The organism is Brachybacterium sp. ACRRE, assembly GCF_022346485.1.
GTDB lineage: Bacteria > Actinomycetota > Actinomycetes > Actinomycetales > Dermabacteraceae > Brachybacterium > Brachybacterium halotolerans.
In genome coordinates, this window is record NZ_JAKRMO010000017.1 from 35662 (window position 1) to 52235 (window position 16574).

Annotated in this window: 12 protein-coding genes and 1 tRNA gene; 10 read left to right on the forward strand and 3 right to left on the reverse strand. The window is 71.4% G+C overall.

Translation table 11 applies throughout. The features are described from left to right. The first annotated feature begins 118 nt into the window (after positions 1–118). The 6 genes from MHY49_RS07170 (at position 119) to MHY49_RS07195 (ending at position 9260) form a co-directional block, all read left to right on the forward strand. Positions 119–1099, forward strand: coding sequence for a TatD family hydrolase (locus tag MHY49_RS07170; protein ID WP_239203364.1), 981 nt, complete (start codon positions 119–121; stop codon positions 1097–1099). Next, positions 1096–2007, forward strand: a complete 912-nt coding sequence (rsmA, locus tag MHY49_RS07175; RefSeq protein ID WP_239203365.1) for a 16S rRNA (adenine(1518)-N(6)/adenine(1519)-N(6))-dimethyltransferase RsmA — start codon at positions 1096–1098, stop codon at positions 2005–2007. The genes MHY49_RS07170 and rsmA overlap by 4 nt, the downstream gene beginning before the upstream one ends. Before the next feature lie 98 nt (positions 2008–2105). Then, the gene (gene purF, locus MHY49_RS07180) at positions 2106–3587 is read left to right on the forward strand and encodes an amidophosphoribosyltransferase (RefSeq protein WP_239203366.1); all 1482 of its coding nucleotides are present in this window, start codon (positions 2106–2108) and stop codon (positions 3585–3587) included. A gap of 200 nt (positions 3588–3787) precedes the next feature. Further along, positions 3788–5935, forward strand: coding sequence for a glucose PTS transporter subunit IIA (locus MHY49_RS07185; RefSeq protein ID WP_239203367.1), 2148 nt, complete (start codon positions 3788–3790; stop codon positions 5933–5935). Positions 5936–6157: 222 nt separating this feature from the next. Further along, entirely contained in the window at positions 6158–7012 is an 855-nt protein-coding gene (locus MHY49_RS07190) for a PRD domain-containing protein (RefSeq protein WP_239203368.1), read from the forward strand. A gap of 286 nt (positions 7013–7298) precedes the next feature. Next, positions 7299–9260: an HNH endonuclease signature motif containing protein gene (locus MHY49_RS07195; protein ID WP_239203378.1), complete on the forward strand. Its 1962-nt coding sequence runs from the start codon at positions 7299–7301 to the stop codon at positions 9258–9260. A gap of 405 nt (positions 9261–9665) precedes the next feature. On the opposite strand, the gene MHY49_RS07200 is transcribed toward MHY49_RS07195, so the two are convergent. From MHY49_RS07200 to MHY49_RS07210, 3 genes are all read right to left on the reverse strand, one after another. After that, the gene (locus MHY49_RS07200; RefSeq protein WP_239203369.1) at positions 9666–11516 is read right to left on the reverse strand and encodes an ABC-F family ATP-binding cassette domain-containing protein; all 1851 of its coding nucleotides are present in this window, start codon (positions 11514–11516) and stop codon (positions 9666–9668) included. Positions 11517–11590: 74 nt separating this feature from the next. Then, positions 11591–12139, reverse strand: coding sequence for a MarR family winged helix-turn-helix transcriptional regulator (locus tag MHY49_RS07205; RefSeq protein WP_239203370.1), 549 nt, complete (start codon positions 12137–12139; stop codon positions 11591–11593). A gap of 118 nt (positions 12140–12257) precedes the next feature. Next, a complete protein-coding gene (locus MHY49_RS07210; RefSeq protein WP_370646030.1) occupies positions 12258–12926 on the reverse strand; it encodes a TetR/AcrR family transcriptional regulator in 669 nt (222 codons plus the stop codon). Positions 12927–13009: 83 nt separating this feature from the next. On the opposite strand from MHY49_RS07210, the gene MHY49_RS07215 reads away from it, so the two are divergent. The 4 genes from MHY49_RS07215 to MHY49_RS07230 all read left to right on the forward strand — a co-directional run bounded on the left by MHY49_RS07215 (position 13010) and on the right by MHY49_RS07230 (position 16492). Beyond that, positions 13010–13081 (forward strand) — tRNA-Gln (locus MHY49_RS07215). Between the two features lie 76 nt (positions 13082–13157). Then, positions 13158–14639 (forward strand): bifunctional UDP-N-acetylglucosamine diphosphorylase/glucosamine-1-phosphate N-acetyltransferase GlmU, encoded by a 1482-nt coding sequence (glmU, locus tag MHY49_RS07220; protein ID WP_370646031.1) that lies wholly within the window; start codon positions 13158–13160, stop codon positions 14637–14639. Continuing rightward, entirely contained in the window at positions 14639–15619 is a 981-nt protein-coding gene (locus tag MHY49_RS07225) for a ribose-phosphate diphosphokinase (RefSeq protein ID WP_152353240.1), read from the forward strand. The genes glmU and MHY49_RS07225 overlap by 1 nt, the downstream gene beginning before the upstream one ends. Before the next feature lie 231 nt (positions 15620–15850). After that, positions 15851–16492: a 50S ribosomal protein L25/general stress protein Ctc gene (locus MHY49_RS07230; protein ID WP_228358644.1), complete on the forward strand. Its 642-nt coding sequence runs from the start codon at positions 15851–15853 to the stop codon at positions 16490–16492. Positions 16493–16574 lie beyond the last annotated feature (82 nt).

Sequence of the window (16574 nt, forward strand, 5' to 3'; positions counted from 1 at the left end):
TTCTGCCACATTCCCCTGGCCGCGGCCCGGGGAGGGCAGGTGAGATGCACCACCGGCCCCGCCGTCGGCGTCGGCGGGCTCCGTCGGGCGCGCGCGGGCTCCCGCCTACGATGTTCCCATGCCGAACGCCCCCGAGGACCCGCGCGCAGCAGGGTCCGCAGCGCCCGACCCCGCCGCGCCCGTGCACCACCGGGAGGACCTCGATCCCCGGCGCTCCTCGCGCGACCGCTCCTGGCCGCCGGTCCCGGAGGCTCTGCCGGCACCGGTGATCGACAATCACTGCCACCTCGACTTCGCCGACGGCGAGGAGGGGCTGAGCATCTCCGAGCACGTCGCCCGCGCGGCGGAGGCCGGCATCACCGCGCAGATCACCATCGGCTCGGACCGCGAGGCGGCCCTGTGGACCGCGCGCCTCGTGGGCGCCGAGGACTGCCCTCCCAGCCTGCGCGGCGGCGTCGCCGTCCACCCCAACGAGGCCGCCCTGCACGCCCGCGGCCACGACCACGAGGGCCGGGAGCTCATCGGCCTGGACGAGGCGCTCGCGGAGATCGACTCCCTGGTGCGCGGCCCGGGGATGGTCGTCGTCGGCGAGACGGGGCTGGACTGGTTCCGCACCTCGAGGAAGGACGAGCAGGCGCGCTCCGCGCAGATCGACGCCTTCCGCCATCACATCGCGCTGGCCAAGGAGACGGGCCTGCCGATGCAGATCCACGACCGCGACGCCCACGCCGACGTCCTGGAGGTCCTCGACGCCGACGGCGCGCCCGAGCGCACCGTGCTGCACTGCTTCTCCGGCGACGTCGAGTTCGCGCGCGAGTGCGTCGCTCGCGGCTTCTACCTCTCCTTCGCCGGCAACGTCACGTTCAAGAACGCCCAGAACCTGCGCGACGCCCTGGCCGACGTGGGCCTGGGCCGCGTGATGGTCGAGACCGACGCCCCCTTCCTCACCCCCGTGCCCTACCGCGGGCGCCCGAACTCCTCGTACCTGATCCCGCACACGATGGCGACGATCGCCGAGGTCACCGGCACCGACCTCGGCGCCGCCTGCGAGCGGATCGCCGCCACCACGCGGGAGGTCTACGGATGGCCGGCGGCATGAGCGGGGACGCGGGCACGGGGGAGAGCGGCTCGATCCTGCTCAGCGGACGCGACATCCGTGCGCTCGCCGAGGGCGCGGGCGTGAGCCCCAGCAAGCAGCGCGGCCAGAACTTCGTGGTGGACCCCAACACGGTCCGCGTCATCGTCGAGCGCGCCGGGGTGCGCACGGGGGAGGCGGTCCTCGAGGTCGGTCCGGGACTCGGGTCCCTCACCCTGGGACTGCTCGAGGCGGGGGCCGACGTCGCCGCGATCGAGCTCGACCGGGGCCTGGCCGAGCTGCTGCCGCGCACGCTCGCCGGCCGCGGCGTCGACCAGGACCGCTTCCGCCTGGTCCACGCCGACGCGCTCGCCGTCACCGAGCTGCCCGCGCTGCCGGACGCGGGGGAGCCGACTGCCCTGGTCGCGAACCTCCCCTACAACGTCGCCACCCCGATCCTGCTGACCGTCCTCGAGCGCTTCCCGGGCATCGAGCGCTGCCTGGTCATGGTGCAGTCCGAGGTCGTCGACCGTCTGGCCGCCGAGCCCGGCTCGCGCGTCTACGGCGCCCCGAGCGCGAAGGCCGCCTGGTACGGGGAGCGGGAGCACGCGGGCCGGATCTCCCGGCGCGTGTTCTGGCCCGTCCCGAACGTCGACTCCGCGCTCGTGCTGCTCACCCGGCGCGCCGAGCCGCTCGGCACCGAGGACGAGCGCGCCCTGACCTTCCGCGTGATCGACGCGGCCTTCGCCCAGCGCCGCAAGATGCTGCGGGCGGCTCTTGCGGGCTGGGCCGGGAGCTCGGCCCGCGCGGGAGAGATCATCGCGTCGGCCGGGATCGATCCCACCCGCCGCGGGGAGACGCTCGCGATCGAGGACTTCCTCGCCGTCGCGCGGGCCGGCGCCGGGGGCGGGGAGGCTGCGCCGCGGGCGTGAGACCGCGCGGCCTCCTCGGCGCGTCGCCTGTAGCGTGAGCTCGGTGCCGTCCGCCGCAGGGGCGGGCGCAAGGTTCGGACGGAGCGGGACGCGACCCCATGTGCGGAATCGTCGGCATGGTCGGCAACGGGCCGGTCAACCAGGACATCTACGACGCCCTCCTGCTGCTGCAGCATCGCGGGCAGGACGCGACCGGGATCGCGACCGCCGAGGCGAACGGGATGATGCACATCGCCAAGGGCCAGGGCATGGTCCGCGAGGCCTTCCGCACGCGGGACATGCGCGCGCTGCGCGGCGGGACGGGCCTGGGGCACGTGCGCTACGCGACCAAGGGCGAGGCCTCCCGCGAGGAGGAGGCGCAGCCCTTCTACGTCAACGCGCCCTACGGGATCGTCCTCATCCACAACGGGAACCTCACCAACACCCGTGAGCTCACCGAGGAGATGGCCCGGCACGACCGCCGCCACGTGAACTCCACGAGCGACACCGAGCTGCTCGTGAACGTCCTGGCCGGGGAGCTGCAGGAGACCACGTCCTCCGAGCTCCTCGAGCCCGAGGCGATCTTCGAGGCCGTCGGCCGCACCCACGCCCGCATCCGCGGCGCCTACGCCGTGATCTCCGTGATCGCCGGCCACGGCCTGCTCGCCTTCCGCGATCCCCACGGCATCCGCCCGCTGATCCTGGGGCGGCGCCCGGGAGCGACCGGCGAGCAGCACGACGAGTGGGCCGTGGCCAGCGAGTCCCTGGTCCTGGAGAACGGCGGGTACGAGATCGTCCGCGACGTGGAGCCCGGCGAGGCCGTCTTCATCCGCCACGACGGAGCCCTGTTCATGCGCCAGTGCGCGGCCGCCGAGGGCGCATCCCCCGCCGCCTTCACCCCGTGCGCCTTCGAGTACGTCTACCTCGCCCGTCCGGACTCCGTGATGAACGGCGTGAGCGTCTACGAGTCGCGCCTGCGGATGGGGGAGAGGCTCGCCGCCACGATCGCCGCCCACGTGCCCGTCGAGGAGATCGACGTGGTGATGCCGATCCCGGACTCCTCGCGGCCCGCCGCGATGGAGGTCGCCCGCCGGCTCGGCATTGAGTACCGCGAGGGCTTCTACAAGAACCACTACGTCGGCCGCACCTTCATCATGCCCGGTCAGGCCGTGCGCCGACGCAGCGTGCGCCAGAAGCTCAACGCGATGTCCCTCGAGTTCCGCGGCAAGCACGTGCTGCTCATCGACGACTCGATCGTGCGCGGCACCACCAGCCAGCAGATCATCGAGATGGCCCGCCGCGCGGGCGCCGCCTCCGTCACGTTCGCCTCCGCCGCGCCCCCGATCCGCCACCCCCACGTGTACGGGATCAACATGCCCTCGCGCGAGGAGCTCGTGGCCCACGGGCGCACGATCCCCGAGATCGCCGAGGTGCTGGGCGCCGACCACCTCGTCTACCAGGAGGTCGAGGACCTGCGCGCCGCGATCGTCGAGGGCTCCGAGCTCACCGACCTGGACATGTGCTGCTTCGACGGCCGCTACGTCACCGGCGACATCGACGAGGAGCACCTCGCCTGGGTCCAGGCGTCGCAGGCGTCGTGAGCCGCCGCGCGGCCGGGGTGCTATAGTCCTCGCCGAACGATCTCGTTCGCAGGATTGTGACTCCCCGCGGGGAGCCCGCGGCCGTCGGCCCGAGGCTCCCGGGAACGGGGAGGCAAGACCTGGGACGCACCCCGCAGGGGCGCATCCCGGGTCTTTTTTCATGCCCGAATGCAGCACCCCGAGGATGCGAGGACGCAGCCATGAGCACACACCCCAGCGGGACCGGCACGATCGCGGAGGACATCGTCCGCGGCGTGGGCGGCCCCGAGAACATCGAGAGCCTCACGCACTGCGCGACGCGGCTGCGCTTCCAGCTCCGCGACGGCCAGCAGGTCGACCGGGGGTCCCTGGACGGCCTGCCCGGCGTGATGGGCACGGTCCCGCAGTCCGGCGACCGCTTCCAGGTCGTCATCGGCGGCGCCGTCGCCGGCGTCTACTCCGAGATCATGAACCTGCCGGTGATGAGCAGCACCTCGGGACGTCCCCGCTCCGACGCCGAGGTCAAGGCCGCGATCCGCGCGAAGAGCCGCGGCCGCTTCGCCTGGCTCGACAGCTTCTTCGAGTACCTCTCGGACTCCTTCCGGCCGCTCATGGGCGTGCTGCTCGGAGCCTCCCTCATCATCGCGATCGCCTCGGTGCTCGACGCCCTCGGGGTCGTCGACTTCCGCGCCGAGGACAAGTCCGCGACCTGGGTCTTCGTCGACGCCATGTGGCGCTCGGTCCTGTACTTCCTGCCGGTCATGGTCGCCTACAACGCGGCGAAGAAGCTCGCGATCGATCCGTGGGTCGGCGCCGCGGTGATGGCCGCCGTGATGACCCCGAACTTCACCGGGATGCTCAACGCGGACTCCGGGATCCCCGGCGTCACCTGCACCACCAACGCGACTCTCGGCACCCAGCAGTGCGTGGCGAGCGTGTTCGGCCTGCCCATGCAGCTCAACGACTACGGCGGCCAGGTGTTCGTGCCGCTGATCATGGTCGCCCTGCTCGCCCTGCTCTACAAGGGCCTGCAGAAGGTGTTCCCGCAGAACGTGCAGCTCGTCTTCGTGCCGTTCTTCGCCATGCTCATCATGATCCCCGTGACCGCCTTCGTCCTGGGCCCGATCGGCATCTGGGCCGGCAACGGCCTGGGCATCGGCCTCTCCTGGCTGAACTCGCACGCGCCGATCGTCTTCGCGATCCTCATCCCGCTGCTCTACCCGTTCCTGGTCCCGCTGGGCCTGCACTGGCCGCTGAACGCGCTCATGCTGCAGAACATCAACGCCCTCGGCTACGACTTCATCCAGGGCCCCATGGGCACGTGGAACTTCGCCTGCTTCGGCGCGACCGCCGGCGTGCTGCTGCTCTCCCTGCGCCATCGCGAGACCGAGATGCGCCAGACCGCGACCGGCGCACTGCTCGCGGGCCTGTTCGGCGGCATCTCGGAGCCCTCGCTGTACGGCATCCACCTGCGCTTCAAGCGCATCTACCCGCGCATGCTCGTGGGCTGCCTCGCGGGCGGTCTCATCGTGGGCCTGCTGGGCGGCGTCGACACCAGCGCCTTCGCCTTCACGTCGCTGCTGACCATCCCGGTCTTCGACCCCATGGGCGTCTACGTCATCGCGATCGCCGCGGCCTTCGTGATCTCCATGGTCCTCGTCTACTTCTCGGACTACATGAACCCGGCCGAGCGCGCCGAGGCCAACGCCCGGCGCGACGAGCTCGAGGCCTTCCACCGCGGCGACGCGACCGGTGCCGAGGGCGCTGTCGAGGCGAGCGCCGAGGAGCGCGCGCAGGAGCGGGCGGAGCAGAAGGTCGGCGCTGCGGCCGCGCCGATGGGCGCGGGTGCGGGTGCCGGCGCCGGTGGCGGCGCCGTGACCGGCGCCGCCACCGCGACCGCGACCGCGGGCGGAGCGCTGCGCGAGTTCGCGGCTCCCGTCGGCGGCAGGGTCGTCGGCCTCGACGAGGCAGGGGATCCGGTCTTCGCCTCCCGTGCTCTCGGCGAGGGCGTCGGCATCGAGCCGGTCGACGGTCGGATCCTCGCCCCGGTCGACGGCACGGTGGCCTCGGTCGCGCAGACCGGGCACGCGATCGGCCTGCTCACCTCCGACGGCGTCGAGGTGCTCATCCACGTGGGCATCGACACCGTCCAGATGCAGGGCGAGGGCTTCGACGTCGCCGTCTCGCAGGGCCAGAAGGTCGCGCGCGGCGATCTGCTGGTCACCGTCGACCTAGACGCTGTGCGCGCGGCCGGGCACCCGACGGTCACGCTGATGACCATCACCAACACGGCGTCCCTCGCGGGCGTCGAGCCCGTCGCCGACGGCGAGGTCGCCGTCGGCGACACCGTGGTGCGCGTGCGCCGCTGAGTCGGGCGGTTCGAAGAGGCCGACGGCGCGTCCCCCATGGGGGCGCGCCGTCGGCGGCCGTCGGCCTCTTCTCCGCGCAGGGGGCGGGCTCATCAGGCAGGATGGAGCGCAGGGCGCCGGAGAAGGTCAGGGGTCGCCGAGACGTCCTGAGGAGTTCTCGGAAGCCGAGCCGCCGACGACGAGGTCGGAGATCGACGACGGGCGAAGAAGGGAGGAGCCGCGATGAAGGTGCTCCGCGTCCTGAACAACAACGTGGTCCTCTCGCGCGACGGCGAGGGCCAGGAGGTCATCCTCACCGGTCGCGGCCTCGGCTTCCGAGCCCGTCCCGGCGACGAGGTCGACGCCGAGGCGATCGTGCGCGTCTTCGTCCCGGTCGACGGCCGCGACCCCGACCACCTCGCCGAGGCCCTCTCGATGATCGACGAGGAGGTGCTGCGGGCCGTGGTCATCGCGCTGGGCACCGCGGGCATCGAGGGTCGCGAGTCCACCCGGCCGACCCTCGCGATCGCCGTGGCGGACCACGTCGCGGGGGCACTGGATCGCGCGCGTCGCGGCCAGGTCGTGGAGTACCCGCTGCGCGCCGAGGTCCAGACCCTGTACGGACGGGAGTACGAGCGCGCCCGGGGCCTGCTCGCGGCCATCAACGAGCACGTGGACCCCGCGCTGGGGCCCGAGGAGGCGACGGCGCTCGCGCTGCACCTGGTCAACGCCGGCTTCGCGTCCGGCGACCTCGCCTTCACCTACACGATGACCGGCGTCATCCAGCAGATGCTCGCCGTGGTCTCCGAGCGCTTCGGCCTGGACCTGGACAGCCGCTCGATGAGCGCCGCCCGGTTCATCACCCATGTGCGCTACCTGTTCGTGCGCATCCAGTCCCGACGCCAGCTGGGCGGGCAGGAGTCCACGATCGGACTCAGCATCCGCGAGAACTATCCCGAGGCCACCCGCACCGCAGAACAGCTCGCGACGATCGTCCAGCTCCGTCTGGGGGAGGCGCTCTCCGCCGACGAGGTCTCCTACCTCGCCCTGCACGTCGCCCGGATGACGCTCGATGCCGGAGGCCACGGGGCTGGTTGAGGCTTCCCCGGCGCGGGGACAGGGCGGAGGCGAGGTCGTGGCGGGTCGGAACGGGCACGTCGGCGTTCCTCGCGTCTCTGAGCGCGTCGAGTCCCCGGCGGAGATTCGCTGAGCGGGTCCTCCACAATGGTGTGTTTTCCACGGGGCTATCCACTGAGGGCGGGTGGATGCAGACGAAGCGAGGAATGTCCGCAGGTTTATGCACATTCTCGATGAGGGTCTGGTTTTCCGTGCCGCGACGGGATAGAATCGGATATATCGAAAGCGAGCGGCGACGACTTCATTGGTGAGGCCGAAGGATTCTGTGTTCTGGTCTCTCGAATCAGAGTTATCGCATTGCACGAGCTCGCGGGATTCCAGGAAGGGGGTGGGTGTCATGAGTGCGGTGGAGCAGCCGGAGTCGCAGGGGCGTCTGGACCTGCCCGGGGAGCCGGCGATCGAGTCGACGTTCACGATCCTCGACGATCTGGAGAAGATGACCGAGCGTCAGCGCGAGGACATGCACGCCCACACGCCTCGCTTCGTGGCCGCACCCCCGGAGGGCGTCAAGCCGCTGTTCGTCGTGAAGGAACCCAAGAAGGCGGTGTGCCGGGATGTGGTGGCGCGCAGGGTGAAGGCCCGCCCGGATGCGGAGCTGACCGCGCAGGTCCGTGCCCTGTGGGATGAGGGTGTCGACGAGTCCTACGAGCTCTCCCGCCGGTTCGTGGCGTTGGCGCCGTTCTGGGCGGGGCGTGAGGACATGGACGCCGACCCCTACGAGGTCGAGCAGCAGGACCTGATGGTGGCTGTGGCGATGCGCTGCACCCGCGGGCAGGCCGCCAAAGCCATCACCGACGCCCACCGGGCCGTCGATCTCCTGCCGCGCTGCACTCAGGCATTGGAGGCGGGGGAGTTCCCTGCGGAATGGTTCCGGACCCTGTTGCGGCGGACCGCGGATTTCACGCCGGCGGAGATGGTGCTGGTGGATGTCACGGTCGCCTCGTGGTGTTTGGCGATCATGCCGAGGGTGTTCACGAAATGCCTCGACCTGCTGGTGGCGAAGATTCAGCAGCGGCATCCGAAAGAACCCGAAGAAATCTCCGCGACCCGCCGCCGGATGGTCCTGGACCCCGGAACCCTCGACGGCGTCGCCTCTCTGCGGATCATCGGACCCGCCCCCGAGATCAAAGCATTGGCCGGGAAATTCGACCAGGCCGCGCGGGCGATCCAGAACGCCCAGCGCCACGCCCTGATCGAGGGCACGGAGATCCCGCTGGATCCGGACCGGCAGGTCGAGAACGAGGGCATGCCCCTGTCGCTGAACCTGATCCGCTACCACCTCGCCCACGCCGCCCAGCTCGACACCGGCGGCATCACCGTGCCCGAGGCCCGGTTCCGGTTGAACGTCCTCGTCCCCTTCCTGACCCTCGTCGGTGGCGACGACGCCCCGGGCGTCCTGGAGGATGGGACCCCGATTCCCGCGCAGATGGCCCGTGAGATCGCCGGGAAGAGCGAGGAGTGGTTCCGGGTCCTCACCGATCCCTCGAGCGGGGAGTTTCTGCCGCGGCCGGCGGACAAGTACCGGCCGACCGGGGCGATGCTCGAACACCTCCGCTTGCGCGGCCAATCCTGCGGCGTCCCCGGATGCGAACGCACCGCCTCCGTGGCCTCCGAAGCAGACCACATCGTCGAGTACAACCACGCCGATCCCGTCTGTGGTGGTTCGACGGCGGTGGAGAACCTGCACTTCCTGTGCTGGTTCCACCACGCGATGAAAACCGCCGGGCGACTCGACCCCATCCGCGTAGAAGCAGACGAGTCGCCCGCCGGGACCGCGGGCACGGTGTGGGAGATGCACGAACGCTTCCGCGTATTCCGCGAGGACGACACCGACCTCCTCACCCCACAAGCCGTCGCACAGCTCGACGCCGTCTGGGACTCGATAGAGCGCAGGCAGGACGACTACGAGCAGCAACGCGATGCAGACGCCGGAACCAGTGCAGAGGCACCGACTCCCGATCCCTCCCGGCTGGACTCACCGTGGCCGATCCGGCCCGGGCCACCGGACCCGTGGCCCCGCGTGGACATGGACCAAGCTGGGGCCCCCGACCTGGAAGAAGTCCCCGTCGAGAAGCCTGTCCGGCGCCGGTACCAACCGCTCCCGACGTTCCACTACGACGGTGACCTCCCGATCAGCGCCACCATGCGCCGACCACGCAAGCGGCAGGATCCCCCTCCGAAGTTCGACCCCGGACCACCACCCTTCTGAGCCACCGGCCCGGCCCGCCATCGCAAGGCGGCAAGGTCAGCAACCCCGCAAGCAGCACCACCCCCGCCTGTAGAGGGGCACACCACCGTGCCCCTCTACAGGCACGCCCTGAAACTGGCTGGCAGCGCGGCGTCTGGGAGTGGGATCGACAGGATGTGGCGTGCCAACCCTGCGCCAGGCGAACACGTCCAGAGGTCTGTATTCCTCGAGGTCCCATCGGGGCAGACGATCCCGCATGCCCATCTCCACCTGATCCCGCGCTTCGCCGGCGACGTGCAGAACCCGGCAGGGGGAGTGCGGCACGCCGTGATCGGGCGCGGATTCGACGAGTGACCCGACCAGGGCGCGTCCAACGCCGGCACCGGTGGCATCAGCGGCACCGACTCCACGGAGAGAGCCCTGTGTTCAGCCCACCTGTTCGGACAGCTCGAGCCAGCGCTCCTCGGTCTCGGCGAGCTCGCCCTGGACGCCCTGGAGTGTCGCGCCGAGCTCCTGGAGGCCGGAGACGTCACCCGGATCGTGCGAGGTCATCTGCGCGGTGAGCTCCTCGGCCCGCCGGGTCAGCTTCTCCATCCGTCTCTCGACGGCCGACAGGGCCTTCTGGGCCTCCCGCAGCTCGCGACCCGAGAGCCCCGTGGCGGGGGAAGCCGCCGCCGGCTGAGCACCGGTGGCCTGTGCGGGCTCCTCCGACGAAGCCCCTGCGCCGCCTCCACCAGCTCCGCCGACCCCACCGACCCCACCAACTCCACCAGTTCCATCGGCACGCAGCGCGAGGTACTGCTCGACGCCGCCCGGCAGGTGCCGCACGTGACCATCCAGCACCGCGTACTGGAGGTCCGTCACGCGCTCGAGCAGATACCGGTCGTGGGAGACCACGATCAGCGGACCGGGCCACGTGTCCAGCAGATCCTCCATGGCCGCGAGCATGTCGGTGTCCATGTCGTTCGTCGGCTCGTCGAGCACCAGCACGTTGGGCTCGTCCAGCAGCGTCAGCAGCAGATCCAACCGGCGCTGCTGCCCGCCGGAGAGGAAGCCCACCCGCACCTTCTGATGGGCGGTGGTGAAACCGAGGCGCTCGAGCAGCTGGCCCGGTGTGACCTCGTCCTTCCCCGCCCGGAACGTGGTGCGGTAGCGGCCGACGACATCGCTGACCCGTTCGTCCAGATGATCGGCGAGGCCCTCGAGCTTCTGCGTCACCTGCTGGACCGTGACGGTCTTCCCGCGCTTCACGCGCCCGGCCATCGGCTCCAGATCCCCGGTGACCAGCGCCAGCAGTGTCGACTTGCCGGCGCCGTTCGGGCCCAGCACGCCGATCCTGTCCGCCGGCCCCACGTGGAGGGTGACGTCCTCGATCACCGCACGCCCCTCGTACCCGGCGGTCACGTCGTCGAGGTCGATGACGTCACGGCCCAGACGCGAGGTCGCCAGCTGCGTGAGCTCGACCGTGTCGCGCACGGGCGGCTCGCCGGCGATCAGCTCGTTCGCGGCGTCGATCCGGAACTTCGGCTTCGACGTGCGAGCCGGGGCCCCGCGGCGCAGCCACGCGAGCTCCTTGCGCATGAGGTTCTGGCGCTTGGCCTCGATCGCGGCGGCCTGGCGGTCGCGCTCCACCCTCTGCAGCACGTACGCCGCGTACCCGCCCTCGAAGGGGTCGACCACGCCGTCGTGCACCTCCCACATGCGGGTGCAGACCTCGTCGAGGAACCAGCGGTCGTGGGTGACGACCACGATGCCGCCGCTGCGCGAGGACCAGCGTCGCTTCAGGTGGGCCGCCAGCCAGGAGATGCCCTCGACGTCCAGATGGTTCGTGGGCTCGTCCAGGAGCATCACCTCCACGTCGCGCACCAGCAGCTCGGCGAGGTGCACGCGGCGCAGCTGCCCGCCGGAGAGGCTCGTGAGCTCCGCGTCGAGGTCGAGCTCGCCCAGCAGGCCCGAGAGCACGTCGCGGATCCGGGGATCCGAGGCCCACTCGTGCTCGGGACGGTCGCCGACCACGCGCGAGCGGACGCTCTCCCCGATCTCGGCGACGTCCTGCTGGGACAGCGCGCCCACGCGCAGACCGCCGCGCACGGTCACGCGTCCGTCGTCGGGCGTCTGCGTCCCCGCGAGCACGCGCAGCAGCGTGGACTTGCCGTCGCCGTTGCGTCCGACGACGCCGATGCGGTCGCCGTCCTCGATGCCCAGGGTGACGGCGTCCAGGAGGACGCGGTCGGGCAGGGCGACGTGGATCTTCTCGGCTCCCAGCAGATGGGCCATGCGGTCGGGGCTCCCGTGTCGGTTCCCGCGATCCCGTGCCGGTGGCAGGGGCTCGCGTCGGTGGTTCTGGTGCGTCAGTTCTCGGTCTCGAAGGGCAGCAGCAGCTCGCGCAGCGCCCGGGCGAGCATCTCGCCGTCGGCCCGCTGCCCGTCGACCTCGTGCCCGTCGGCCCGCTGCCCCTCGTGCCCGCCGCCGAGCACCTCGCGCTCGGCCTCCAGGAGGATCTCCATGGCGGCGTCGACCTTCTCGGTGCCCGCGGGCTCGAGGCTCACGCGCACGGCGCGTCCGTCCCGCGGATCCTTCTCGCGTCGCACGAGCCCGCGCGAGGCGAGCTTCTCGAGGCGTGTGGACATGGTTCCGCTGGTCACGAGCGTCTGGCGCATGAGGGCGCCGGGGCTCAGGGGCTCGTTGCCCGCGCGGCGCAGGGCCGAGAGGACGTCGAACTCCCAGCCCTCGAGGCCCGTCGCGGTGAAGGCGGCGCGGCGCGCGGACTCCAGGTGGCGGGCGAGGCGCGAGATGCGGGAGAAGACCTCGAGGGGCGAGGTGTCCAGGTCGGGCCGGGCCTGGGCCCAGCCGGCGACGATCCGATCGACCTCGTCGGTGCGTGGGGCGGCAGGCGGCATGAGGGCGAGTCTACGGAATCGCCGGGGCGGAGCTGATGCGGACCTGGGCGGAGCTCGTTCCTCGCCTTCGATCGCCGCCTTGGTTCCCCGCGTTCTCTCCCCGTTCCCGAACCCGCCCTCACTTCCCGCGCAGCTGCGGGTCCTTCTGCAGGGCGCCCAGGCCGAACCAGGAGAGGTTCACCATCCGTGCGGCCACATCCTCCTTCGCGGGGATGCGCGTCTCGAGCCACCACTGGCCGGTGAAGGCGACCATGCCCACGAGCATCTGCGCGTACAGGGCGGCGTCGGCCGCGGTGTAGCGGCGCAGCCGCAGCTGCGCGGTGAGGATCGACTCGACCTTCGCGGCGACGTCCCCGAGCAGCGTCGAGTACGAGCCGCCCTGATGGGTCGCGGGGGAGTCCCGCACCAGGATCCGGAAGCCGTCCTCGCGCTCGTCGATGTAGGTGAGGAAGGCGAGCGCCGCGCGCTCCATGAGCGTGCGCGGATGGGCGCGATGATCGTCCAGCGCCGCCTCCAGCGCTCCCAGCAGGGTCGAGGTCTCGCGGTCCACGATCACCGCGTACAGCCCCTCCTTCCCGCCGAAGTGCTCGTAGACGATCGGCTTCGAGACCTGGGCCCGGGCGGCGATCTCCTCGACGCTGGTGGCGTCGTAGCCCTTCTGGGCGAACACCGAGCGGCCGATCACCACGAGCTGCTCGCGGCGCTCGCGCCCGCTCATCCGCGGGGCGCGGGCGCGGGCGCGGGGACCGGCGGCGCGGGCGGACGGCTTCTCGGAGGCGGGGGCCATGAGGCGAGTCTCCCATGCCTCGCCCCGTCGCTCGCCCGCCGGACGTCGGCCGATAGGATCCCGATGGCCCCGCCCCGGGGCGCTCCGCCATGGTGTAATCGGCAACACCTCAGATTTTGGTTCTGAAGTTTCAGGTTCGAGTCCTGATGGCGGAACGGTCCGCCGGCGCTCGCGTCGGCGCCGGATCCGGAACCGTGCCAGCGCCCCGTCCAGCGCACCGAGGAGAACCGCGTGAACGTCCCCGCACCTGCCGCCGTCATCGTGCTCGCCGCAGGAGCCGGCACCCGCATGAGATCCAGGATCCCCAAGGTCCTGCACCCCTTGTGCGGCCGCTCCCTGCTGCTGCACGCGATCGAGGCCGCTCGCGGCACCTCGCCCGCGCAGCTGATCGCCGTCGTCCGCCACGAGCGCGAGAAGGTCGCCGGCCACCTCGCCGAGCACGCGCCGGACGTCGTCATCGCGGACCAGGACGCCGTCCCCGGCACCGGCCGCGCGGTGCAGTGCGGGCTCGAGCAGGTCGGCGCCGCCTCCGGCACCGTGCTCGTCACCTACGGCGACGTGCCGCTGCTGGACGCGGCGACGCTCACCGAGCTCGTGGCCGCGCACGAGGGCGCGGGGAGCGCCGTCACCGTGCTCACCGCCCGCGTCGCCGACCCCACCGGCTACGGCCGCATCCTGCGCGATGCGCAGTCCGGCGAGGTCGCCGCGATCGTCGAGCACAAGGACGCCGACGAGGAGCAGCGCGCGATCGACGAGATCAACTCCGGCATCTACGCCTTCGACGTCGACGTGCTGCGCCGTGCCCTCGGCCAGGTCACCACCGACAACGCCCAGGGCGAGATGTACCTCACCGACGTGCTCGCGATCGCGCGCGCCGAGGGCGGCGCCGTGCGCTCCCTGGTCACCGAGGACGCGATGCTCGTCGAGGGCGTCAACGACCGCGTCCAGCTCGCCCAGCTCGGCTCCGAGATGCGCCGCCGCCTCCTCGAGCGCCACATGCGCGCGGGCGTCACGATCGTCGACCCCGCGACCACCTGGGTCGACGCGGAGGTCTCGATCGGCCAGGACACCGTGATCCAGCCCGGCGTGCAGCTGCTGGGGGCCACCACGATCGGCGAGGACGTCCGCCTGGGCCCCGACTCGACCCTCGAGGACACCGAGGTCGACGACGGCGCGAGCGTGGTGCGCACCCACGCCCTGCTCGCCGAGATCGGGCCCGGCGCGTCCGTCGGCCCCTTCACCTACCTGCGTCCGGGCACCGTGCTGGGAGCTGACGGCAAGATCGGCGGCTTCTGCGAGACCAAGAACGCGCAGATCGGCGACGGCGCGAAGGTGCCGCACCTCAGCTACGTCGGGGACGCCGAGATCGGCGAGGGCACCAACATCGGGGCGGCCACGATCTTCGCGAACTACGACGGGGTCGACAAGCACCGCTCGCGGGTGGGCCGGCACGCGAAGGTCGGCGCCGACAACGTGATCATCGCCCCCGTCGAGATCGGCGACGGGGCGGTGACCGGCGGCGGCACCACGATCCTCCAGGACGTCCCGCCCGGGGCGCTGGCCGTCAACGACACCACCATGAAGATCGTGGAAGGATGGACCTCGCGCCGACGGCCCGGCACCGTCGCCGACGAGGCGGCGCGCGCCGCCCAGGCCGGCGCCGGCGAGTCGGAGACGTCTTCGTCCGAGGACGGGAAGGAACAGGAGAACTGATGAGCGGTATCACCGCGACAGGCGAGAAGCGGCTGGTCCTGGTCTCCGGGAGGGCTCATCCCGTGCTCGCCCAGGAGGTCGCCGAGGAGCTCGGGGTCGACGTGCTCCCGATGGACGCCTGGGACTTCGCCAACGGCGAGATCTACGTGCGCTACGGCGAGTCGGTGCGCGGCGCCGACGCCTTCGTGCTCCAGTCCACGCCCGCCCCGATCAACCAGTGGGTGATGGAGCACCTGATCATGATCGATGCGCTCAAGCGGGCCTCCGCCAAGCGCGTCACCGCGATCGCCCCCTCCTTCCCCTACGCCCGCCAGGACAAGAAGCACCGCGGCCGCGAGCCGATCTCCGCGCGCCTCATGGCCGACCTCTACGAGACCGCCGGCATCGACCGCATGATCTCCGTGGACCTGCACGCCCCGCAGGTCCAGGGCTACTTCAACAGCCCGCTCGACCATCTCATGGCCCTGCCGATCCTCGCGGACTACGTGAGCTCGAAGTACGGCGAGGAGGACCTCACGGTCGTCTCGCCCGACGCCGGCCGCATCCGCGTGGCGGAGCAGTGGGCCAAGCGCCTGGGCGGCGTGAACCTGGCCTTCATCCACAAGTCGCGCGACCCCAAGAAGCCCAACCAGGCCGTCGCCAAGCGCGTCATCGGCGACGTGGCGGGCAAGACCTGCGTGCTCGTGGACGACATGATCGACACCGCCGGCACCATCGTGCAGGCCGTCGAGGCCCTGAAGGCCAACGGCGCCGCGAGCGTCATCGTGGCGACCACCCACCCGATCCTCTCCGACCCCGCCGCCGAGCGTCTGCGCAGCAGCAGCGTGCGCGAGGTCATCTGCACCAACACCCTGCCGATCCCCGAGGAGAAGTGGTTCGACGGGCTCACCCAGCTCTCGATCGCCCCGCTGCTCGCCCGCGCCATCCGCGCGGTCTTCGACGACGGCTCCGTCACCAGCCTCTTCGACGGCGAGGTCTGACCCGAGGCAGAAGCATCGGCGGACGCATCGGCGGACGGCCGGGCGCGGGGCTGTGAGGCCCCTCGCCCGGCCGTCCTGCGTCGGCCCCGGCCGTGGTAATCTCCCCGGGTCACTTCGGCGAGGGAGAGCATCCGCTCTCCGTGATCGACGCGGTGCGGGACGGCTCCCTCGGCGAGGGCGCCCGGTTCCGCGGCGTGCGCTCGCCGCCCGGAAACCGCAAGGAGCATCCCCATGGCTGAGAAGCTGAACGTCGAGAAGCGCGAGGAGTTCGGCAAGGGCGCTGCCCGCCGCATCCGCACCGAGAACAAGATCCCCGCCGTCCTCTACGGCCACGGCACCGATCCGGTGCACCTCGTGCTGCCCGGTCACGAGACCGCGCTCGCGGCCCGCAACGCCAACGCGCTGCTGGACCTGACCCTTCCCGACGGCGAGTCGCACCTGGGCCTCATCAAGGAGATCCAGCGCCACCCGCTGTCGCGCAACATCACCCACCTCGACCTGATCCTCGTCCGCCGCGGGGAGAAGGTCGAGGTCGACATCCCCGTGTACGTCACCGGCGAGCCCGTCTCCCCGGCGATCGCGGTCGTCGACGCCCAGTCGCTCACCCTCTCCGTGGACGCCCTCGCGGTGCCCGAGAGCATCGAGATCTCCGTCGAGGAGCAGGAGGAGGGCTACCAGCTCTTCGCCGGCGACGTCGTCCTGCCCCAGGGCACCGAGCTCATCACCGATCCGGAGCTGCTCGTCGTCGCGGTGCAGCTGCCGCGCGTCGAGGAGGAGCCCGAGGAGGAGACCGAGGGCGAGGAGACCGCCGAGGGCGAGGAGTCCTCGGAGGACGCCGAGGAGTCCTCGGAGGAGTCCGAGAAGGAGGAGTGAGCCCGGGCGGTCGCCCGTGCGATCGCTTGCTCACAGCTCGTCACCGGGGCGTCGCGCACTGCGCGGCGCCCCGGTAGCGTCT